The organism is Streptomyces sp. DSM 120436 (genome assembly GCF_055778765.1).
In genome coordinates this window covers 751,579-770,965 of record NZ_JBSKBS010000002.1, presented here as the reverse complement: position 1 = coordinate 770,965, position 19,387 = coordinate 751,579, and the positions used below count along the sequence as shown (strand labels likewise).

The following is a 19,387-nucleotide window of genomic DNA, read 5'->3' as shown; positions in this document are numbered from 1 at the left end:
GCCGACGCCGACGCTGCCTGCGCAGGGGAGGAGTCCCTCGTGCAGCCCGCCGACCAGGACGGCGCCGGGCAGGCCGTTCGGCCGGCCGCGCCCGGGGATCCATCGGCTGGAAGGGCTCCTCGCCGAGCGGCCCACCTCCCCGTACGCGCCCGGCCTTCGGGCCGAAGCCGAGCATGCTCCCCACGGCTCGTGGCGGCGGACCGCGCCGCAGCCCGAGCGCGTGACGTCCGGGCGTCGTCAGGCGGATCGCCTCCCGTTCCGGGAATCCCGGTCGTGGAGCCGAGGACTTGCCTATTGGTAACCGGTAAGTTACTAATAGGGGGTGGATCCGTTCATAGCCCTGGCTGACCCCGTGCGCCGCGACCTGTTGCGCGCACTCGCCGTCGGCCCGGCCCGAGTGGTCGACCTCGCGGCACGGCACCCGATCAGCCGGCCCGCGGTGAGCAGACATCTGCGACTGCTCACCGAGGCAGGGCTGGTCACCGCCGAGGACTACGGTCGCGAGCGCCACTACGCGCTTGCCCGCCCGGGCCTCGCCCCGGTCCGCGCCCTGCTCGACGAGCTTGCCGGGTGCTGCCTCCCGATCCCCGAGAGTGCTTTCGACGCCCTCGAACTGGAGGTTCGCAGAACCGTCCACGACCGTCGGGCCGGCACCGGCGCCGCTCCCGGCACGGGAAGACCTCAGGAGGAATCCGCATGACCGGCATCCCTACCGGGCGTCGCGTGACCGTCGACGGCCTGGACGGCATCGCCTTCGACCGCACCTTCCGGGCCGGCATCCAGGACGTCTGGGCGGCGGTCACCGAGCCGGACCGTCTGGCCCGGTGGATCGGGGAGTGGACCGGTGACCCGTCGACCGGCTCGGTCGACTTCCGGATGCTCTACGAGGGTGACGAGCACCAGGCCGAGCCCCTCACCATCGAGGAGTGCCGGGCTCCCCGCCGTCTGGTCCTCACGTCGCAGGTGCCCGGCCAGGAACTCGTCTGGCGCATGACTCTCACACTCGTCGAGCACGAGGGCACCACCACGCTCACCTTCACCCAGGCCGTCGGCGACGACCCCGCGACGGCGGGAGGTGTCGGCCCCGGCTGGGACTACTACCTGGACCGGCTCGTCCTCGCCGAGACCGGCGGTGACCCGGCATCCGTCGACTTCGGTGACTACCATCCGGTCCACGAACGGTACTACCTCGCCCTGTTCAGCTGAGCAGGCCGAGTGCGAGGGCTGGATCCCTGCCGGTCCGTCTGCGGGCTGGCCGGCAGAGCGGCTGGACCTCGGTGAAGGCGACGACGGCCACGGTGCGCACGGCGCAGACCGCGCTCCTCGAACTCGCCGAACGCTGCACCGACTCGGCCGTCGGGTCGGAGCCCGCCGTACAGGGACGCTCGACGTGACCGGTCAGGGGCGTCGTCCCTGGCCGATGCGGGTCCGCCGACGGATCCGGTCACGGATGAAGCCGATGGCCTCGGCCCACTTCCGGCAGCAGCGGCACGGCTTACGCATACGTCCCCGTTCCTGTCGGCGGCGACCGCGAGGCAGGTGGGCAGGGGGCTTCCCGTTCACCGGGAACGCGAGCCGGTCGAACCCGGGCCGGGGTGGACGCCGGACGGCCCGGGAAGCAGGCCTGGGTCCTGGGCGCGCAGCACCGCGCTGAGCCGGTCCGCGGCCCCGAGCTTCCGGGTACAACGCGTTCAGGTGCTTGTGGACGGTACGCGGCGAAATGCCCAGTCTGCGTCCGATCACCTCTGCGGTCAGTCCCGTGGCCAGCAGGTGCAGCACGCTCGTCTCGCGCGGGGTCAGCGGCGTCGCCAAGGCGTGGCTGGCCTGCCGCCTGCGATCGCTGCCGGAGACTCGCGCAGCGCCATCAGGAGGGATTGAGCAGTGGCTGGACGCATGCGGCGTAGCGCTCATCGTGCCGGGAGGAGTCGCCGCCGGACCGGTGCGCCGGGAATCCGCTGACGTGCGGTTCCCGCCCGGGCAGCGACAGGCCGAACACGTGCCGTGTCCCGAACGCCTGGTGGTGGGCGTCGTCGGTCGGACTGTTTGCTACCTGCCGCCCCGCGCACCCGACTTCAACCCCGCCGAGGGCATCTGGTCCCTGCCGCGGCGCGGCTGGCTCTCCAACGTCGCGTTCACCGCCCTGGAGCTGCGAGCCGCGCGAGTGTGGCGGCGATGTGGCCGGTCCAGGGCCAGCGCCGGGCCGGGCGGAGGATTCGCCGGCGGCGGGCGCCCAGAGCCTGGCGGCGCCGGTGAGCGTGAGCATGTGTGTCCTCCCCCAGACCTCGTCCGGGGGCATCCCGGGCCAGCAGGTCGAGGGCGATCTGGACGATCTCGAGCCAGACCTTGTTCTGGGTTGTGGTGTGCAGGGGCAGGTTGCGCAGGGTCGTAGGTGCGCAAGGGGGCGAGGGTTTCTCGGTGGCGTTGTGCCGAACGCGATGCTTGCCTCACGTCTCGTCGGCGCTGACACCGGCCAGTAGTCCAGGGGCTGCATGGAACAGGTCGCCTGTGGAGGTGGGGAGGAAAGGGCCGAGGGGGACCGGTCGGAGGAAGTGCCACAGCGGTTCGAGGCGCTCCAGGGGCATGACCCTGGTCCAGGCGTTGAAGGGCGCAGTGTCGCATGCTCCGTTGAGGGTGAACTGGAGCAGGAAGCGGTTGAGGGGTTCCGCTTCGAGGATCGTTTCCGGGTCGTCGTCGAAGTGGGGGTCCTCTGTGAGCCGGACAGGGGGTCGGAGTCCGTTGGAACGCCCCGGGGCGGCCAGGGGATGGGCCAGTCCCTGACCCCCTGGTTGTCCGCCGCGAAGACCAGTTGACCGCCGTGCGGTCTCCTGACGTGCTGGGGGGTGCGGGAGCACCGGGTTGCTGAAGCGGTGGAGGGCGGGGCGCGGCCGGGCGAGGCGGTGGAAGGCGGCGAGCGCGGACACCAACCGGGACAACCCCGACCGCAAGGTCCGCCTCAGCCTCCTCGGCTGACGCCGCCTCCGGTCGGCGCCGGCGCCGGCACGGTCTCAGCTCAGTGCCCGCACCACGGTGACCGGGCAGTCCGCGTGGTGCAGCAGTGCCTGGCTGACCGAGCCGAGCAGCATCCCGGCGACCCCGCCGTGACCACGCGCCCCGGCCACCACCAGCTGCGCCTCGCGCGTCGCCGCCAGCAGCGCCTGCCGGACCCGGCCACGCTCGAGGCGCGGCTGGACCATGACCCCCGGATGCGCGGCCATCCAGGGCTTCATCGCCTCCTCCAGCAGCCGCCGGTGCCGCAGTTCGAGCTGGTCGAGGTCCACCACCACGCTCAGCGGATCACCCGGATCCTCGTACGGTGTGGGCTCGCCCCAGGTGTTCCACACGTGCATGGCCACCAGCGGAGCCCCGCGCAGCTCGGCCTCCGTGAACGCGAAGGAGGCTGCGGCGTTCCCGGCGGGTGAGCCGTCCGCGGCCAGCAGCACGGGGCCCTGCGGGTCGGACCGCCCGCGCACCACCATCACCGGGCCGTGCCCGTGCGCCGCCAACTGCATGGTCGTCGAGCCCAGCAGCAGGTCACCGAAGAGGCTCCGGCCGCGCCGCCCCAGCACGGTCAGCACCGCGTGCCGCGACTCGGCCCGCAGCACGGTCAGCGCGTCGCCGGACACCACGGTGCGGGTGATCTCCAGGCCCGGGACGCGCTCGTGGACCCGCTGCTCGGTCTCGGCCAGCGCCCCGTGCACCATCGGATCGAGATCCGCGGGACGGGCGAACGCGTGCACGATCCGCAGCCGTGCCCCGCGCAGCCGTGCTTCCTCGGCCGCCAGGTCGGCGGCGGCGAGGCTGGAGGCAGAGCCGTCCACTCCGACGATCACCGTGTCGTCCACCACACACTCCCGTCCCCGGAAGGTGTCACCGAGTACCCACGCCGGACGGCCCCTACGCGCCCGATTCCCGGGTTTTGTCCGGTGCACCCCGCTGAACTGCGGCGGCACGAAGTCCTCGGAGATCTTTTCCACGCCCCCGGAACCTGTCCATCCGTGGCAACACCCATGTTCCGGCCGAATGGCGGGATGGCACCATTACGCCGGTGGGGGGTGCCACCCGGTGCCGTGGGACGGTCCGCCCAGCCCCGCACATCGGACGATTTCAGAAGAAGAACGGGAAGGGGACGGGCTGTGCCTGCTCCACGGATGAGCGCGACACCGCTGCCGGGCATCGGTGTGAAATACGACCTCACCACGCGTGAGCACGAGCACCTGTCCGTCATCGCGCACCGCGACGGTGCCCGGACGGTCAACGTCTACAGCTCCGACGACCCGGACGCCTGCGCCCGCTCGATGCGGCTGAGCGTCGCCGAGTCGGCCGCGCTCATCGACGCGCTGATGCCGGCCCACCACAGCCCGAACCTGCTGCACACCACCGACCTGGGGCTGGTCGCCGAGCGCATCGAACTCTCCTCGGTGTCCCACTGGAACGGACGGCTGCTGGGCGAGACCCGGATGCGCACCGACACGGGAGCGTCGATCGTGGCCGTGCTGCGCCGCGCGGAGGCGATCCCGTCGCCCGCGCCGGACTTCCGGCTCGCCGGAGGGGACACGCTGATCGTCATCGGCACCCGCGAGGGCATCGACGCCGCCGCCGAGATCCTCGGGCGGGAGTGAGCGCGTGCACTCTTCCGCGATCTTCCTCATCGAGTTCGGCGCGATCATCCTCGGCCTCGGCCTGCTCGGCCGCCTCGCCGGACGCCTCCAGTTCTCGCCCATCCCCCTCTACCTGCTGGCCGGCCTCGCGTTCGGCGAGGGCGGCCTGCTGCCGCTCGGCGCCAGCGAGGAGTTCGTCGCGATCGGCGCCGAGATCGGCGTGATCCTGCTGCTGCTGATGCTCGGCCTCGAGTACACGGCCAGCGACCTCGTCTCCAACCTCAAGACGCAGTACCCCGCCGGTCTCGTCGACATGACGCTCAACGCCCTGCCCGGCGCCGCCCTCGCCCTGCTCATGGGCTGGGGTCCGGTCGCCGCCGTGGTGCTCGCGGGCGTCACCTGGATCTCCTCCTCCGGTGTCATCGCCAAGGTCCTCGGCGACCTCGGCCGGCTCGGCAACAGAGAGACCCCGGTCATCCTCAGTATCCTCGTGCTCGAGGACCTGGCGATGGCCGTCTACCTGCCGATCATCACCGCCCTGCTGGCCGGCGTCAGCCTCGCCGCGGGCAGCGTCACCCTCGCCATCGCGCTGGGCGTCGCCGGGCTCGTGCTCTTCGTCGCCGTCCGCTACGGACGTGTGATCTCCCGCTTCGTCTCCAGCGACGACCCGGAGAAGCTGCTGCTCGTCGTGCTCGGCCTGACCCTGCTGGTCGCCGGCATCGCCCAGGAGCTCCAGGTGTCGGCCGCCGTGGGCGCCTTCCTCGTCGGCATCGCCCTGTCCGGCGAGGTCGCGGAGGGCGCGCACAACCTGCTGGCGCCGCTGCGCGACCTGTTCGCCGCGGTGTTCTTCGTCTTCTTCGGCCTGCACACCGACCCGCAGTCCATCCCGCCGGTCATCCTGCCGGCGTTCGGCCTGGCGGTCGTCACCGCGCTGACGAAGATCGCCACCGGCTGGTGGGCGGCCCGCCGGGCCGGCATCTCGCCCAAGGGCCGCTGGCGCGCGGGCGGCACCCTGGTGGCGCGCGGCGAGTTCTCCATCGTCATCGCGGGACTCGCGGTCACCGCCGGCATCGAACCCCAGCTCGGCCCGCTGGCCACCGCCTACGTCCTGGTCCTGGTGGTGCTCGGCCCGCTCACCGCCCGCTACACCGAGCCGATCGCGATGCGCCTGGCCGGGCGGCGCACGCCCGCGCCCGACACCCTGCCGGCCCAGCACGGCACGCCCGCCGTGGAGACGCTGGAGCCGATGGAGGACAGCGGCCGCGACCGCTGAGCCCGTCTGCGCGTCCGGCCCGGACAGCCCCGTGAGGGAGCGCCCGGGCCGTCGTGCGTCCGGGGCGGTGCCTCAGTCGGCCAGTCGCACCGGCATCAGCAGCGAGAACGTGTGCTCGTCCGCGGGGCGGCGGATCGCGAGCGGGGCCGTGGGAGCGCCGAACTCCAGGACGAGCCGCTCACCGGCCGCCGCGGCGAGCGCGTCCAGCAGGAACGCCCGGTTCACCGCCACGAGGTCCGGCGCGTCGGCGCCCTCCGGGGCCGGGACGACCCCGCCGTCGTCCGAGACCGCCAGCACCGTCAGCTCGCACCGCGCGTCCCCGCCGTCCTCGTGCGGCCGGACCGGTCCCGAACGCACGGCCTCCGTGAACGCCGGCACGTCCACCTCGGCACGCCGCCCGGCGGGCAGCCGCACCAGGCGCCGGTAGTCCGGGAAGTCCTGCTCCAGACACCGGCCGCCGGTCTGCCGGTCACCGGCCTCCAGGGTCACGCGGCCGTCGTCCACGGTGAGGCGCGCCTCGTTCTCGCCGTCCAGCAGCGCCCGCATCGCGTCGGCGAGGGGCAGCGGCACGGTCGCCTGCACCCGGCCGCCGTCGTGCCCGCCGACGGCGGTGCGTGCCACGGCCATCCGGTAGCGGTCGGTCGCCACGACGTGCAGCGCGTCGCCCTCGACGTCGAGGTGGACGCCGGCGAGCACCGGCAGCTCCGGAGCGGTGCCGGCCGCGAAACGGACCGCGTCCAGTGCGGCGGCCAGACCGGGGCCGGACACGGACAGCCGGGCGGCGGTGCGGGGTGAGATCATGGGGTTCTCCCTGTCGTCGAGTAGGGCGCGGAGCGCGGAGAACTCGGCGCGGGCGGCCGACAGCCCCTCCTCCAGTCGGCGCAGATGCGCCTCGAGGAGCCGGCGCACGAGGTCGGTGTCGGCGGCCGTCCAGCCGGCCAGGACCAGCCGGACGTCCGCCAGCGGCATCCCGGTGCGGCGCAGCCGGGCCAGCAGCCGGGCCTCGCCCAGTTGCTCCGGCGCGTACCAGCGGTAACCGGTGACCGGGTCGACCTGGTCGGGAACCAGGACACCGGCACGGTCGTAGAACCGCAGGGCGCTGACGCCCAGCCCGCTCTCGCGGGCCGTCTCACCAATGCTGCGCATCTCGCTCTCCACACCTCGGACCCTGCCGCCTCGACAAGGTCGAGGGTCAAACCCCGTCCCCGCGACGCGTACGGCCGAGCGGGTGACGGCTTCACCCGCGGGGGCGGAGGTGAAGCCCACGGCGTACCACCGGCGCACGGCGGCGCGTTGCTCCGGCATGGACAGCACTGAGACGGCGCGGCGCCTTCTCGGGCACGACGCCGTGAGCCGGCCGTACGCGCAACTGACCGGGGGGCACCCGGCGAACACACCGATCTACGCGGAACTCGTCGCGGAGTGGCGGGCGAAGGGGCACACGGTCCCGGCGCACCGGGACGGACTGCGGGCGTCCTTCGCCGCCGCGGGCGACCGCGGTCCGGCGCCGGCCGTGCCGTTCCGCGTCCCGGTCCTTCTGCCGACTTCCGGGACGCCCGAGGAGAAGACGTCCGAAGAGGCGCCGGAACCGGACGTCACCAGCGGTCCGGGCGCGACGGGTCCGCGCTGACCGGTGCGAGCACCGCGAGCGTGCCGGCCGCCCGGCGCAGCGCCCGCTCGAGCGGCTCCGCCGCGTGCAGCGCGCCGGTGCCGTCCGGCGGGACCAGCCACTCCAGCCGCCCGGAGGGCCGGTACGGCGGCGGCACGGCCACCCAGGAGCCGCGTCCCACGTGCCGCACCCCGAACCCCACCCACTCGCTGCCCGGGTCGGGCGGCAGGAAGAAGCCCACGCGGCGTGCCGTGACGTCCACCAGCGTGGGTCCCGGCATCTCGAGCGGATCGCTCCACAGCAGGTCCAGGGCCAGCAGCCCCAGGCGGTCGGGAACGCTCAGCACGTCCCAGTACCGGCCCGCCGCGAGCAGGGCCGTCCCCGGGGCGCGGTCCCACCGGCGCTTGCACTCCTGCGGGTCCGTGGCCGCCGCGGCCAGCCATTCGACGGCCTGCTTCCACCTGGTGTCGCGCATGTCCCACCCCGGGCACGGTCGGCGCGCCGCCACGGGCGCGTGCGATAGCGCCACATGGTGGTGCATATATCTGTTCTCCGGAAGGGGTGGGGCGGTGCCGGTTCCCGGCGAGCGAGGGGGCGGAACCCGAACACCCCCGGGAACCGGGGGCCCGGCCGGGGGTGTCCTGTGCCTCGGGAGCGGGCCTCAGGCGCCGCTCTCGCCGCTCTCGGTGTTCTCGTTCTCGCGCTTCCTCAGCCGGGCCGCCTCCTTGCGGACCTCGGCCTGGGTGGCGCGCTCCCGCTCCAGCCACTCGGGGCGCTCCTCCTTCAGCGCCTCGATCTGCTCGGTGGTGAGCGGCTCGGTCACCCCGGCGCGGGCCAGGCCGGAGATCGAGACGCCCAGCTTGGCCGCGACCACCGGGCGGGGGTGCGGGCCGTCGCGCCGCAGGTCCCGCAGCCACCGCGGGGGATCGGCCTGGAGCGCGTTCAGTTCCGCGCGCGAGACCACGCCCTCCCGGAACTCGGCGGGGGTGGCCTCGAGGTACACACCCAGCTTCTTCGCCGCGGTCGCGGGCTTCATCGTCTGGGTGCTCTGGTGCTGCGTCATGGCGTCCAGGGTATCGAGCGTGTGCACGGCCGCCGACCACGGCCGGTAACCTGGCCAGGTGACCGGCCCGGAAGTGTCCCCCTCGTTCCGCCTCGTGTACGTCCCCGGTGTGATGCCCGACAAATGGGTGCGGGTCTGGAACGAGCGGCAGCCCGACGTCCCGCTGACCCTCGCCCAGGCGCCCGTCGGCACGGCGCGGGGACTGCTGCTGGACGGCGGCGCCGACGCGGGCCTCGTCCGGCTCCCCGTCGACCGGACCGTGCTCAGCGCCATCCCCCTCTACACCGAGCGGACGGTCGTCGTGGTCCCCAAGGACCACCTGGTCACCGCCGCCGACTCGGTCACCGTCGAGGACCTCGCGGACGACATCGTGCTGCACCCCCTCGACGACGTGCTCGACTGGGAGACCCTGCCGGGCCGCCCCGCCCTGGAGCGCCCGGCCACCACCGCCGACGCGATCGAACTGGTCGCGGCCGGGATCGGTGTGCTCGTCGTGCCCCTGTCGCTGGCCCGGTTGCACCACCGCAAGGACCTCACCCACCGCCCGCTGGAGGAGGCTCCCGCCTCGAGCGTGGCGCTGGCCTGGCCGGAGGCGGCGACCACGGACCTGGTCGAGGACTTCATCGGCATCGTGCGCGGCCGGACCGTCAACAGCACCCGCGGCCGCCGGCCGCAGCCCGCGCAGGAGAAGAAACCGGACAGGAAACCGGAGAGGAAGAAGGACGGGCCCGCCGCGCGCAACGCCGCCCGCGGCCGGCGGGGAACCGGCGGCGGAACGGCGAAGAACCCGCGACGGGGCAAGCCCCGCCGCAGGTCCTGAGCCGCGGACCGCGAAGGCGTCAGCGCACCGTCCCCGAGGGCGACGGTGCCGGGGAGGCCGTGTTGAGGTCCTCCAGCTCCTTCGGGATCGGCAGGGCGAGCACCGGCGCGCCCGCCTGCGGCGCCGGCGGCGTCACCTGCTCGCGCGGCAGCTTCGGCGGGCTGGTCTGCTGGAAGTTGACCTGCTCGTGATTGACCAGGCCGGTCTTCTCCAGCACCGTGATGTGATCCAGCACGGTGTCGTTGGCCTGGTCCGCGAGCTGCCGGACCAGCGTGTTGCGGGTGTTCGCCCGGATCTTGGCGATCACGGGGAAGATCTGCCCGTGGGTCACCCGCATGATGTTCACGGCCGTGGAGTCGAACTCCTTGCCGTTGGTGGCCTTCACCGTCTCCACGAACCCCTGTTGCTGCGGCGACGCCTGGTTCGGCAGCGTGATGCCGAGCTCCAGTGCGATCCTGCGGCAGCTGGCGTCCAGCCGGCCGTGTCCGACCACCAGGTGCTCGCCCGCCTCCTTCATCTCGGGCGTCGTGCCGCGCTCCATCGCCAGCAGTCCCAGGGGGTGCTCCCACAGTCCGGCCGCGCGCACCTTCACCACGAAGTCACGGTCCTCCTCCGTCAGGGGGCCGTAGTTCGTGTTGGCCACCACCCGGTCCTGCTTGGTGGATGTGGTCTGTACGCCCAGCATGGTGGGATAGGCGAGCGCGGTGAGGGTCAGGATCATGGCTCCGCCCACGAACGCGGTTCCTGCCGTGCTGCGCGAGAAGCGCATCGTTCCTCCTGGGTTGAGAACGGCCCAACACCAGGAAGTACGGACGGGGAGCGCGTAACAATCACCCTCCGGGGAAAGAATTTTCGGCTGCTTGGGACGGCGAACCTCAGTGCGGCTCCCCACGTCTGCGGGCCGGCACCGGTCAGGCCCCTCGGCGGGCGGTGGCGGCCAGCCAGTGCCAGGCCGCCACCGCCGTGAACTCCGCCTGGCCGCCGCGCACCAGCAGGTCCGCCGTGGCGAACTCCGGTGCGTCGGCCTGCGCGGCCACGTAGGGGACGGCGACGCAGCGCATCCCGGCCGCGTGCGCGGCGGCCGCGCCCGGCGCCGCGTCCTCGACCACCACGCAGTCCGCCGGGTCCGCGCCGAGCCGCCGCGCCGCCTCCAGGAACACGTCGGGGGCGGGCTTGCCACGGGCGACCTCGTCGGCCGACACGACGGTCCGCAGATACGCGTCCAGCCCGGTGCCGGCGAGGATCGCGCCGATCGCCTCGGCCGAGGAACCCGACGCCACGGCCATCGGGACGCCCTCGCCCGCCAGCCGCTCCACGAACGCGCGCATCTCGGGGAACACCGTCGTCTTCGTCCGGGCCAGCTCCAGGTAATGGTGGTTCTTGACCGCGACCAGCTCGTCCACCGACGCGGACAGGCCGTAGCGGCGACGCCAGTCGGCGATCGTCTCGCGGGTGCTGATGCCGACGTAGCGCTCGTGCTCCTCCCACGTGAAGTCCGGGACGCCGTACTCCTCGAGCGTGCGGCGTCCCGCCTCGTAATAGTTCGGCTCGCTGTCCACGAGTGTTCCGTCGAGATCGAAGACGACCGAGAGGGTGCCGAGTGCGCTCATGCGTCCAGCATGGCAGGGCCTAGGTCCGCGCCGACCGGCCGATCGCCTCCACCAGCGGCAGCAGACGGTGCGGCACCCGCTCCCGCAGCGCCACCTCGGTACGGGTGCGGACCACGCCGGGCAGCCCGATCAGCTTCTGGATGACGTCCTCCAGGTGGGCGTTGTCACGGGCCACCACCCGGGTCAGCAGATCGCCGCCGCCCGTGATGGAGAACGCCTCCACGATCTCCGGCACCGCGGCCAGCGCGTCCCCCACCTCGTCGAGGTGCCCCTGGGTGACCTCGATGTGCACGAACGCCAGCACGGGGTGGCCCAGCGCGGCGGGGGAGAGGGCGGGGGCGGTGCCGGTGATCACGCCGTCGCGCTCCATGCGGTCGAGCCGCGCCTGGAGCGTGCCGCGCGCCACGCCGAGGATCCGGGCGTACTCGCGCACGCTCGTGCGCGGCTGCTCCAACAGCAGCCGCAGGATGCGGGTGTCGAGTTCGTCCACGGCCACGGGGTTGTCGCTCCGGAGTCGGCCATTGGCACGGAGATGGCCGAAGGAATGCCGAAAGCACTGTACCAATGGCTCACTCAACCGGGTGCCAGTTGAGCCGATGGCGGTGAAGATGCTGATATGGGTGCGTCGATGGCGCTGCGGACCCGCGGCGCCTTTTTCATGCCACGACACATGTCGTACGAGATGCCAGGGGGCGGTAGGTGCTGAAGAAGGTGTTCATGGCTCCGGATCCGGGACGGATCCGGCTGCGGTTCGCGACGCGGGCCGTGCTCGGCATCGGGCTGGCCGTCGTCGTCTGCGGGTTCGCCGGGCACTCGCTCACCGGCACGATCACCGGCGGTCTCGCCGCGCTCCTCGCCCTGTTCACCGTCACCGACGCCACCGTCCGCGGGCAGGCCGTCACCACGGCCCTCCTGCCCGCCGCCGGGCTGCCCGTGCTGGCCGTCGCCGCGGCGCTCCAGGACCACGCGGCGGCCCGGGACATCGTCTTCCTCGCCGTGGTCGGGCTCGGCGTGTACGCCAGGCGCTGGGGGCCGCGCGGGCACAGCCTCGGCATCTTCGCCTTCATGACCTTCTTCGCGGCGCAGTTCCTGCACGCGAGGGTCGGTCAGCTCGCCGAGCTGTCCGCCTCCGTGCTGCTGTCCGTGGCGACCGCGGGCGCGGTGCGCTTCGGACTGTGGTGCTACGAGCGGCGGCTGCCCCCGGCGGTCGTGCCCACCCCGCCCGGCGGCACCGGGCTGGCCCGCATCACCACCCGCCAGGCGGTCCAGGCGACGGCCGGCGCGGGCTTCGCCCTGCTCGTGGGCCAGCTGGTGTCCGGGGAGCGGTGGTACTGGGCCGTCGGCGCCACCTGGTGGGCGTTCGTCAACACCACCTCGCGCGGCGAGACCCTGGTGCGCGGCTTCCGCCGCGTGCTCGGCACGGTCATCGGCGCCGGGCTCGCCTTGTTCGTCGCCGTTCCCGCGCACGGCGACGGCGCGGTCACCGCCCTCGTCGTCGCCGTCTCCGTCTTCGGCGTCTTCTACACGGCGGCCCTCTCGTACACCTGGATGATGCTCTGGGTGACGGTCCTCGCCGCCATGCTCTACGGCCTGCTGGGCGTGCTCACCCCGTCCCTGCTGGCCCTGCGCATGGCGGAGACCGGCGTGGGCGCGCTCGGCGCGGCGCTGGCGGTGGTCTTCGTCCTGCCCGTGTCCACGCACAGCGTCACCGACGCGTGGATCCAGCGGGCGCTGCGCTGCGTGCACGCCTGCACGGCGCAGACGGCCGCGCGGCTGGCCGGCGACCCGGACGCGGACCCGGCGCCCACGGTGACGGAACTGGAGCAGCTCCTCGCCCGGGTGCGCCTGTCGGTGGCGCCCCTCGTGCACCCGCTGAACCCGATGCTCGGCCGCAAGCGGCGGGCCCGCCGGGTGCTGGCGCTGCTCGACGACTGTGCCCGCGAGATCCGCGGCCTGGTCGCCGTGGCCGCCGACCCGGAGGCCTCGCACGACGCCCGCCTGGCGGCGGCCTGCTGGCGCGTCGAGGCAGCGGTGGAGGCCCTCACGACGGGCCGCGACATAGAGCTGCGCACAGCGCCCTCCGCGACGGAACCGGCCCTGGTCCACCTCCACACCCTGGAACGCACCCTCGCGGAACTCTCGACCCCCCTCCGGACGCCGTCGGGCTCACCGCTGGTGGGCGCGTGAGGACCGGGACGGCCGCCGGCTGACTTGACGTGCGGGCGCGGCAAGGCTTGCGGGTGGGCCGCCCGCCCGGGCAGACCCCCACCGGTTGCCTGGCGGCGTGTGTCAGGGCCTGTCGCCCGGCGGCCGCGTCCGCACCCCTCATCCGCCGCACGCCCGGCCGCAGCAGACCGTCCGGCCCCGGCGGCCCCGGGCGAGCCGCCGACCCGCCCTCCCGCCCGTCACAGCCCGGCCGGGACGGCCGTACCCCGCACGCCAAAGGGCCCGCTCCGGGTGACCGGAGCGGGCCCTTCAGGCGTCCTGCGAGAGGGGCGCCCGCGTCAGCGGGCCGGGGCGCTCTGGGGCTGCTGCGGGGCGATGCCCAGGGCGGTCGTGTACCTGGCCAGGGCCAGCTTGCCGATGGCCGGGTAGGGGCCGAGCGGCTCGGACGCGGGGCACGCCGCCTCCTTCGCGGCCTCCTCGACGAGCGAGGCGTCGATCTCCGGGCCGATCAGGTACGGCGCCAGCGCCAGCTGCTGCGACCCGGCGTTGCGCAGCTGCTCGGCCACGGAGGCGATGGAACCCTCCTGGTCGAGGGCGGCGGCCATCACCGGCACGGCGAGGCGTGCGGCGAGCAGCATGCCGGTGATACCGGCCGCCTGCACCGCCTCGTCGCCGCCCACGGAGGCCAGGATGATGCCGTCCGCGGCGGTCGCCACGGTGAACAGGCGGGCGCGGTCGGCGCGTGCCAGACCCGCCTCGGAGAGCCGCACGTGCAGCGCCTCGGCGAGCAGCGGGTGCGGGCCGAGGACGTCGGTCAGCTCGGCGGCGACGCGGCTGTCCATGACGGCCTGGCGGATCTGGCGCAGCAGCGCGCTGTCCGGGCCGGCGAGCAGCGGCACGACGACGGCGACGGGGCCGTCGGGCTCCTTGACGTCGGAACCGGCGGCACGCGCCTGCTCGTAGCGGGCCGTGCGCTCCTCGGCCGCGTGCGTGAGGACGGAGGTCAGCGAGGGGGAATCCTCGTCGCCCCCGTCGAGGTGACCGATCCGGGCGTCGAGACCGGGCAGCTCGGAACGTGCGATGCTCACGACCTCGTCGGCGAGCGAGCGGGCGGCACTACTGGGCGTACCCGGCACGGCGAGGACGAGCGCGGGCGCGCCCTCGGGAGCCACCAGGGGTTCGGGACGGCGGTGCCGTCCGGGCTGGCGGGGGCGCGGCATTCGTACGGGCAGGCCGGACGCGGGCCCAGTGGGGGTGCTCATGCTGCGGCATGTTAGTGGCTTCCGGGGGTCTCCTGTTCGGGGAGGGGGCGGGTGAGCGGTATCCGTCCGGTTTTGTCGGATGAGTTACGTACGGGTGTCGGTCGTGAGGGTGACGTCCGTTCCCCTCGTGCTCGTCACGCACAGCATCCTCTCGTCACCCGGAAGAGCGAGGGGACCAGCGGAAAGGTCTTCGGCGATCCGCACCGCCCCGTGCAGCGGATCCCCCTCGGCGGGGACCCGCCGCGCGCCGGGCAGCAGCTCCGCCAGCCGCTCGTCCAGCGGCGCCAGCACCACCTCGCCCAGCCCGAACAGACCGCCGGTGCACCCCACCACGGCCGCGCCGTCCGCCGGGCACACCGCCGCCGCCGAGTCGGCCATGTGCCGGGCCGCCGCCCGCACGATGTCCACGGCCACCGGGTCCCCGTCCACCGCGCACGCGCCCACGCGCGGGGCGAACGATGCGAGCACTGCCGCCCGGTCGGCGCGCGGGTACACCTGCCCCGGCAGTCCGGCCACCGGGCCGAACATCTCCTCCGCGTCCGCCAGTAGCCGCGCCGAACCGCTGCCTCGCCCGTCGTGCGCGCGCAGCGCCGCCTCCAGACCCGCCCGGCCGATCCACGCCCCGCCGCCGCAGTCGCCGAGCAGATGACCCCAGCCGTCCGCCCGCCGCCAGCCGGCCAGATCGGTGCCGATCGTGATCAGACCCGTGCCCGCCGCGATCACCGCTCCGGGCCGCGACCCGAGCGCGCCCACGTACGCCGTGACCGCGTCGGCCGCCAACGCCGCCCGCGTGACACCCAGTTCGCGGGCGAGCCCGCCCGGCAGCTCCGCACGCAGCGCGTCCCCCAGGCTGGCCATCCCCGCCGCGCCGATCGCGGCCGTGTCCAGCCGCTCCAGCCCCGCCTCGGCGCACAACGCCCGCGCCATCGGCACCAGCTGCTCCATGAGGTGTCCCGGGTCGAGCCCTCGGTCGCCGGTGCGCACCGGCACGTCCGAGGAGGCCCGGGCCAGCGGGCCGCGCCCGGGCGTCCCGACGACGGCCCGCAGCCCGGAGCCTCCGGAGTCCACGGCGAGGTAGCCGGCTCCGGTCACGGCAGGCGCCAGTCCACCGGCTGCCCGCCCTGACGGATCAACAGGTCGTTGGCCCGGCTGAACGGGCGGGAGCCGAAGAACCCGCGGTCGGCGGAGCGCGGCGACGGGTGCGCCGATTCCACGGCCGGCAGATCGCCCAGCATCGGACGGCAGTTGCGGGCGTCGCGTCCCCACAGGATGGACACCAGCGGCTTGCCGCGTGCGGCCAGCGCGCGTATCGCCTGCTCGGTGACCTCCTCCCAGCCCTTGTCGCGATGGGATCCCGGCCTGCGCGGGGCCGTCGTCAGCGCTCTGTTGAGCAGCAGCACGCCCTGCTCGGTCCACGGGGTGAGGTCGCCGTTCGACGGCTGGGGCAGGTCCAGGTCGCTGTTCAGCTCGCGGAAGATGTTGATCAGGCTGCCGGGCAGGGGCCGTACGTCGGGGGCGACGGAGAAGCTCAGGCCCACCGCGTGTCCCGGGGTGGGGTAGGGGTCCTGTCCGACGATCAGGACGCGTACCTCGTCGAAGGGCTGCTGGAAGGCCCGCAGGACGTTCGCCCCCGCCGGGAGGTAGGTGCGTCCCGCGGCGATCTCCGCGCGGAGGAAGTCGCCCATCGCGGCGATCCGTCCCGCCACCGGTTCGAGGGCCTTCGCCCAGCCCGCTTCGACGATTTCGTTCAAGGGTCGTGGTGCCACGGGCGTCACCCTACTGCCGCCTCGGGAGCGGCTATCAAACCGTGGCCCGAACCCGGCGGGATCCGCCCGGACCTCATCCGACGACCGCCGCCCGCACGCACAGCACGTCCGGCAGGTGGGCGGCCAACTGCTCCCAGCTGTCGCCGTCGTTCGCGGACGCGTACACCTCGCCGTTGCGGTTGCCGAAGTAGACGCCCGCGGGATCGGCGTCGTCGCTGCACATCGCGTCGCGCAGCACCGTGCCGTAGTGGTCCTCCGGCGGCAGCCCCGCCGACAGCGGCTCCCAGCTCCGTCCCGCGTCCCCGGTCCGGTAGACACGACAGCGCCGGCCGGCCGGGACCCGGTCGGAGTCGGCGTTGATCGGGAACACGTAGGCCGTGTCGCCGCGGTGGGGATGCGTCACCATCGCGAACCCGAACGTCGAGGGCAGTCCCTCCCCGATGTCCGTCCAGTGGGCGCCGGCGTCGTCGCTGCGGTAGACCCCCCAGTGGTTCTGCAGGAACAGCCGGTCCGGGTCCACCGCGTCCCGGGCGACCTTGTGCACGCACTGCCCGAACTCCGGGTCGGGGTCCGGCAGGAACACCGCGGACACCCCGGAGTTGGACGGCGCCCAGCTCGCGCCGCCGTCCAGGGTGCGGAACACGCCCGCCGTGGAGACGGCCACCGTGACCGCCCGCGGGTCGCGCGCGTCGGTCAGCACGGTGTGCAGGCCCTCACCGCCGCCGCCCGGCATCCACTTCGAGCGTGTGGGATGCTCCCAGAGCGGTCTGACCAGCTCGAAGGAGTCGCCGCGGTCCTCCGAGCGGTACAGCGCGGCCGGCTCCGTGCCCGCGTACACCACGTCCGGTTCGGCGGCGGCCGGGTGCAGTTGCCACACCCGCTCCAGCGACGCTCCGGTGTCCGGTGGGAACTTGACGGCCGGGCGGGCCGGTTCGGTCCAGGTGCGGCCCAGGTCGTCGGAGTGGAACACCGACGGGCCCCAGTGCGCGCTGTCCCCGCCGGCCAGCAGCCGAGGGCTCGGCCCCCGGGTGTCGATCGCGACCGAGTACACGGCCTGCGCCTTGAAACAGGGGTCTTCGTCGAACTCCCAGGAGCCGCCTCGCCGGCGTCCGATGAACAGGCCCTTGCGGGTGCCCACGGCGAGCAGTACCTCGGTCATGCCGATCACCTCCGTGACATCGCCTTCGACGTCCTCGATCAGGACACCGGCCAGTGTGCACCCCACCACTGACAGTCACCGTCGGACACGGCGTGACCGCAGGTCACGGCGGTGCGGCGGCCGTCCGTGGGGCGGACGGCCCGACGGCCGTCGCCGACCCGGGGACGCCCCCGCCCGCCACACGGCGCCGACCGCCCCGCCGGCCGCAGGAAGCCGCCCCGCCGGCCACACGGCGCCGACCGCCCCGCCGGCCGCAGGAAGCCGCCCCGCCGGCCGCGGTCACCCGCCCCGGCTCACCCCTGCCCCGGCAGCGCCCGCTCCAGGATCGCGTCCAGACCGGCCCCCGCCGGCAGCGTGCCGAAGGCGTGCCCCCAGTCGCCGCCGAGCCGGGTCGCGCAGAAGGCGTCGGCGACCGCGGGCGGAGCGTGCCGCACCAGCAGGGACGCCTGCAGGGTCAGCGCCATCCGCTCCACCAGGCGCCGGGCCGTCACCGGCGACCCCTCGGCCAGCCGGTCCTTCAGCCCGGCCACGGCCGCGTCCAGCCGGGCGTCCGCGCCACGGGTCAGGGACAGCTCGTCGAACAGCGCCTGCGCGGTCGCCGGGTCCCGGCCGAGAGCCCGCAGCACGTCGAGGGCGTTGACGTTGCCCGAGCCCTCCCAGATCGACAGCAGCGGCGCCTCCCGGTAGTGCCGGGGCATGCCCGAGTCCTCGACGTACCCGTTGCCGCCCAGGCACTCCAGCGCCTCGGCGGTGAAGGCCGGACCCCGCTTGGTGACCCAGTACTTGCCGGCCGCCGTCGCGATCCGCCGGAACGCGGCCTCCCCGGCGTCCCCGCGCACCGCACGGTCCGCCGCACCGGCCAGCCGCAGGGTGAGCGCCGTGGCGGCCTCGGACTCCAGCGCGAGGTCGGCCAGTACGTTGCGCATGAGCGGCTGGTCCACCAGGCGCGCCCCGAAGGCGCTGCGGTGCCGTGCGTGGTGGCCCGCCTCGACGAGCGTCTTGCGCATCAGGGCCGCCGACATCGTCACGCAGTCCAGACGCGTGCAGTTGACCATCTCGATGATGGTCTTCACGCCCTGCCCCTCGGGCCCGACCAGCCAGGCCACCGTCCCGTCGAACTCGGGCTCGGAGGAGGCGTTGGAGCGGTTGCCCAGCTTCTCCTTGAGCCGCTGGATGCGGAAGGTGTTGCGGGTGCCGTCGGGCAGCACCCTCGGCACGAGGAAGCAGGACAGACCTCCCGGCGCCTGCGCCAGCACCAGGAACACGTCGCACATCGGCGCCGAGGTGAACCACTTGTGGCCGCGCAGGGCGTACACACCCGGCTCGGCGGTCGGCGCGGCGGACGTGGTGTTGGTGCGGACGTCGGAGCCGCCCTGCTTCTCGGTCATCCCCATGCCGGCCAGCAGCCCGCGCTTCTCGGCCGGCACGCGCAGCCCTGGGTCGTACTCACGGCTGGTCAGCAACGGCTCGTAGCTCTTCGCCAGCTCGGGCTGCCGGCGCAGGGCGGGGACCGCCGCGTACGTCATGGACGTGGGGCAGCCGTGTCCCGCGTCGGTGTGGCCCCAGACGAGCCCGCCGGCCGTGCGTGCCACGTGCGCGCCGGGGCGGTCGTCCGCCCAGGGCGAGCCGGCCAGCCCTTCGGCGACGGCGGTGCGCATCAGGTGGTGCCAGCTCGGGTGGAAGTCGACCTCGTCGACGCGGTGCCCGTACCGGTCGTGGGTACGCAGCTCGGGCTCGTGGCGGTTGGCCTGCTCGGCCCACTCCTGCGCCTCTTCGCCGCCCGCCAGCCGTCCGAGCCGGCGCAGGTCCTCCTCCGCCCAGCCGGCTCCCTCCCGCCGCACCCCTTCGAGCAGGGCGACGTCGTCGGAGGCGTCGTACGGGGCCGGGGGAGGGGGCTGGTTGGTGACGTCGTGCGTGGCGCCGCCGGCGACGCCGAGTCCGTACGGGAGCTGCTGCGACTCGTCCGTGCGCGTGAGGGTCATGGCTGAGTGTTGCACTATTCACACGAGTGTATCAATAGTGCAACGCATAAAGGGCGCCGCCCTCAGGGGCCTCGAGAGC

Annotated in this window: 20 protein-coding genes and 2 pseudogenes; 8 read left to right on the top strand and 14 right to left on the bottom strand. The window is 73.8% G+C overall.

Annotated elements, in window-relative coordinates:
- Positions 1-322 precede the first annotated feature (322 nt).
- Positions 323-700: an ArsR/SmtB family transcription factor gene (locus tag ACWH4W_RS25410; protein WP_473078170.1), complete on the top strand. Its 378-nt coding sequence runs from the start codon at positions 323-325 to the stop codon at positions 698-700.
- On the top strand, positions 697-1,206 hold the full coding sequence (locus tag ACWH4W_RS25405) for an SRPBCC family protein (RefSeq protein WP_473078169.1): 510 nt from the start codon (positions 697-699) through the stop codon (positions 1,204-1,206). Before ACWH4W_RS25410 ends, ACWH4W_RS25405 begins: the two co-directional genes overlap by 4 nt.
- A gap of 192 nt (positions 1,207-1,398) precedes the next feature.
- On the opposite strand, the gene ACWH4W_RS25400 is transcribed toward ACWH4W_RS25405, so the two are convergent.
- Positions 1,399-1,911: a LuxR C-terminal-related transcriptional regulator gene (locus tag ACWH4W_RS25400; protein ID WP_473078168.1), complete on the bottom strand. Its 513-nt coding sequence runs from the start codon at positions 1,909-1,911 to the stop codon at positions 1,399-1,401.
- A gap of 127 nt (positions 1,912-2,038) precedes the next feature.
- Here ACWH4W_RS25400 and ACWH4W_RS25395 point away from each other — a divergent pair.
- A pseudogene (locus ACWH4W_RS25395) lies at positions 2,039-2,146 on the top strand (IS630 family transposase); the annotation flags it as partial.
- Here ACWH4W_RS25395 and ACWH4W_RS25390 read toward each other — a convergent pair.
- Positions 2,133-2,441: pseudogene (locus ACWH4W_RS25390) on the bottom strand (IS1380 family transposase); the annotation flags it as partial. The pseudogenes ACWH4W_RS25395 and ACWH4W_RS25390 sit on opposite strands and share 14 nt — an antisense overlap.
- 564 nt (positions 2,442-3,005) lie before the next feature.
- The gene (locus ACWH4W_RS25385) at positions 3,006-3,842 is read right to left on the bottom strand and encodes a universal stress protein (protein ID WP_473078167.1); all 837 of its coding nucleotides are present in this window, start codon (positions 3,840-3,842) and stop codon (positions 3,006-3,008) included.
- 306 nt (positions 3,843-4,148) lie between these two features.
- On the opposite strand from ACWH4W_RS25385, the gene ACWH4W_RS25380 reads away from it, so the two are divergent.
- Positions 4,149-4,619 carry a cation:proton antiporter regulatory subunit gene (locus tag ACWH4W_RS25380; RefSeq protein ID WP_473078166.1) on the top strand — a complete coding sequence of 157 codons (471 nt, stop codon included), beginning with the start codon at positions 4,149-4,151 and terminating at the stop codon, positions 4,617-4,619.
- A gap of 4 nt (positions 4,620-4,623) precedes the next feature.
- On the top strand, positions 4,624-5,871 hold the full coding sequence (locus ACWH4W_RS25375; RefSeq protein ID WP_473078165.1) for a cation:proton antiporter: 1,248 nt from the start codon (positions 4,624-4,626) through the stop codon (positions 5,869-5,871).
- 72 nt (positions 5,872-5,943) lie between these two features.
- Here the strand turns inward: ACWH4W_RS25375 and ACWH4W_RS25370 are convergent, their stop codons facing one another.
- A complete protein-coding gene (locus ACWH4W_RS25370; protein ID WP_473078164.1) occupies positions 5,944-7,017 on the bottom strand; it encodes a DNA polymerase III subunit beta family protein in 1,074 nt (357 codons plus the stop codon).
- Positions 7,018-7,174: 157 nt separating this feature from the next.
- On the opposite strand from ACWH4W_RS25370, the gene ACWH4W_RS25365 reads away from it, so the two are divergent.
- A complete protein-coding gene (locus ACWH4W_RS25365) occupies positions 7,175-7,501 on the top strand; it encodes a hypothetical protein (RefSeq protein ID WP_473078163.1) in 327 nt (108 codons plus the stop codon).
- Here the strand turns inward: ACWH4W_RS25365 and ACWH4W_RS25360 are convergent.
- Both ACWH4W_RS25360 and ACWH4W_RS25355 read right to left on the bottom strand, forming a co-directional pair.
- Positions 7,467-7,955, bottom strand: a complete 489-nt coding sequence (locus ACWH4W_RS25360; RefSeq protein WP_473078162.1) for a bifunctional DNA primase/polymerase — start codon at positions 7,953-7,955, stop codon at positions 7,467-7,469. The genes ACWH4W_RS25365 and ACWH4W_RS25360 overlap by 35 nt on opposite strands.
- A gap of 186 nt (positions 7,956-8,141) precedes the next feature.
- Positions 8,142-8,543, bottom strand: coding sequence for a DUF5997 family protein (locus ACWH4W_RS25355; RefSeq protein ID WP_473078161.1), 402 nt, complete (start codon positions 8,541-8,543; stop codon positions 8,142-8,144).
- Positions 8,544-8,601: 58 nt separating this feature from the next.
- On the opposite strand from ACWH4W_RS25355, the gene ACWH4W_RS25350 reads away from it, so the two are divergent.
- Complete coding sequence (locus ACWH4W_RS25350; protein ID WP_473078160.1) at positions 8,602-9,363, top strand: LysR family transcriptional regulator substrate-binding protein; 762 nt, start codon at positions 8,602-8,604, stop codon at positions 9,361-9,363.
- A gap of 19 nt (positions 9,364-9,382) precedes the next feature.
- Here the strand turns inward: ACWH4W_RS25350 and ACWH4W_RS25345 are convergent, their stop codons facing one another.
- The 3 genes from ACWH4W_RS25345 to ACWH4W_RS25335 form a co-directional block, all read right to left on the bottom strand.
- Positions 9,383-10,132, bottom strand: coding sequence for a DUF4142 domain-containing protein (locus tag ACWH4W_RS25345; RefSeq protein WP_473078159.1), 750 nt, complete (start codon positions 10,130-10,132; stop codon positions 9,383-9,385).
- Positions 10,133-10,274: 142 nt separating this feature from the next.
- Positions 10,275-10,973: an HAD family hydrolase gene (locus ACWH4W_RS25340; RefSeq protein WP_473078158.1), complete on the bottom strand. Its 699-nt coding sequence runs from the start codon at positions 10,971-10,973 to the stop codon at positions 10,275-10,277.
- Between the two features lie 19 nt (positions 10,974-10,992).
- The gene (locus tag ACWH4W_RS25335) at positions 10,993-11,469 is read right to left on the bottom strand and encodes an Lrp/AsnC family transcriptional regulator (protein ID WP_473078157.1); all 477 of its coding nucleotides are present in this window, start codon (positions 11,467-11,469) and stop codon (positions 10,993-10,995) included.
- Between the two features lie 203 nt (positions 11,470-11,672).
- On the opposite strand from ACWH4W_RS25335, the gene ACWH4W_RS25330 reads away from it, so the two are divergent.
- The gene (locus ACWH4W_RS25330; protein WP_473078156.1) at positions 11,673-13,160 is read left to right on the top strand and encodes an FUSC family protein; all 1,488 of its coding nucleotides are present in this window, start codon (positions 11,673-11,675) and stop codon (positions 13,158-13,160) included.
- Between the two features lie 317 nt (positions 13,161-13,477).
- On the opposite strand, the gene ACWH4W_RS25325 is transcribed toward ACWH4W_RS25330, so the two are convergent.
- From ACWH4W_RS25325 to ACWH4W_RS25305, 5 genes are all read right to left on the bottom strand, one after another.
- Positions 13,478-14,401: a sirohydrochlorin chelatase gene (locus ACWH4W_RS25325; protein ID WP_473078155.1), complete on the bottom strand. Its 924-nt coding sequence runs from the start codon at positions 14,399-14,401 to the stop codon at positions 13,478-13,480.
- 84 nt (positions 14,402-14,485) lie between these two features.
- A complete protein-coding gene (locus ACWH4W_RS25320; RefSeq protein ID WP_473078154.1) occupies positions 14,486-15,493 on the bottom strand; it encodes an N-acetylglucosamine kinase in 1,008 nt (335 codons plus the stop codon).
- The gene (locus ACWH4W_RS25315; protein ID WP_473078153.1) at positions 15,490-16,167 is read right to left on the bottom strand and encodes a uracil-DNA glycosylase; all 678 of its coding nucleotides are present in this window, start codon (positions 16,165-16,167) and stop codon (positions 15,490-15,492) included. Before ACWH4W_RS25315 ends, ACWH4W_RS25320 begins: the two co-directional genes overlap by 4 nt.
- A gap of 73 nt (positions 16,168-16,240) precedes the next feature.
- On the bottom strand, positions 16,241-17,395 hold the full coding sequence (locus ACWH4W_RS25310) for a WD40/YVTN/BNR-like repeat-containing protein (RefSeq protein WP_473078152.1): 1,155 nt from the start codon (positions 17,393-17,395) through the stop codon (positions 16,241-16,243).
- Positions 17,396-17,619: 224 nt separating this feature from the next.
- Positions 17,620-19,308, bottom strand: a complete 1,689-nt coding sequence (locus ACWH4W_RS25305) for a DNA alkylation response protein (RefSeq protein WP_473078151.1) — start codon at positions 19,306-19,308, stop codon at positions 17,620-17,622.
- Between the last annotated feature and the right edge of the window lie 79 nt (positions 19,309-19,387).

What these genes read in the sequence shown, in the direction of transcription:
- ACWH4W_RS25405 (WP_473078169.1), top strand. Translation starts at nt 697, where the DNA reads ATGACCGGCATCCCTACCGGGCGTCGCGTGACCGTCGACGGCCTGGAC.
- ACWH4W_RS25400 (WP_473078168.1), bottom strand. Translation starts at nt 1,911, where the DNA reads ATGAGCGCTACGCCGCATGCGTCCAGCCACTGCTCAATCCCTCCTGAT.
- ACWH4W_RS25380 (WP_473078166.1), top strand. Translation starts at nt 4,149, where the DNA reads ATGAGCGCGACACCGCTGCCGGGCATCGGTGTGAAATACGACCTCACC.
- ACWH4W_RS25370 (WP_473078164.1), bottom strand. Translation starts at nt 7,017, where the DNA reads ATGCGCAGCATTGGTGAGACGGCCCGCGAGAGCGGGCTGGGCGTCAGC.
- ACWH4W_RS25365 (WP_473078163.1), top strand. Translation starts at nt 7,175, where the DNA reads ATGGACAGCACTGAGACGGCGCGGCGCCTTCTCGGGCACGACGCCGTG.
- ACWH4W_RS25360 (WP_473078162.1), bottom strand. Translation starts at nt 7,955, where the DNA reads ATGCGCGACACCAGGTGGAAGCAGGCCGTCGAATGGCTGGCCGCGGCG.
- ACWH4W_RS25355 (WP_473078161.1), bottom strand. Translation starts at nt 8,543, where the DNA reads ATGACGCAGCACCAGAGCACCCAGACGATGAAGCCCGCGACCGCGGCG.
- ACWH4W_RS25345 (WP_473078159.1), bottom strand. Translation starts at nt 10,132, where the DNA reads ATGCGCTTCTCGCGCAGCACGGCAGGAACCGCGTTCGTGGGCGGAGCC.
- ACWH4W_RS25340 (WP_473078158.1), bottom strand. Translation starts at nt 10,973, where the DNA reads ATGAGCGCACTCGGCACCCTCTCGGTCGTCTTCGATCTCGACGGAACA.
- ACWH4W_RS25325 (WP_473078155.1), bottom strand. Translation starts at nt 14,401, where the DNA reads ATGAGCACCCCCACTGGGCCCGCGTCCGGCCTGCCCGTACGAATGCCG.
- ACWH4W_RS25305 (WP_473078151.1), bottom strand. Translation starts at nt 19,308, where the DNA reads ATGACCCTCACGCGCACGGACGAGTCGCAGCAGCTCCCGTACGGACTC.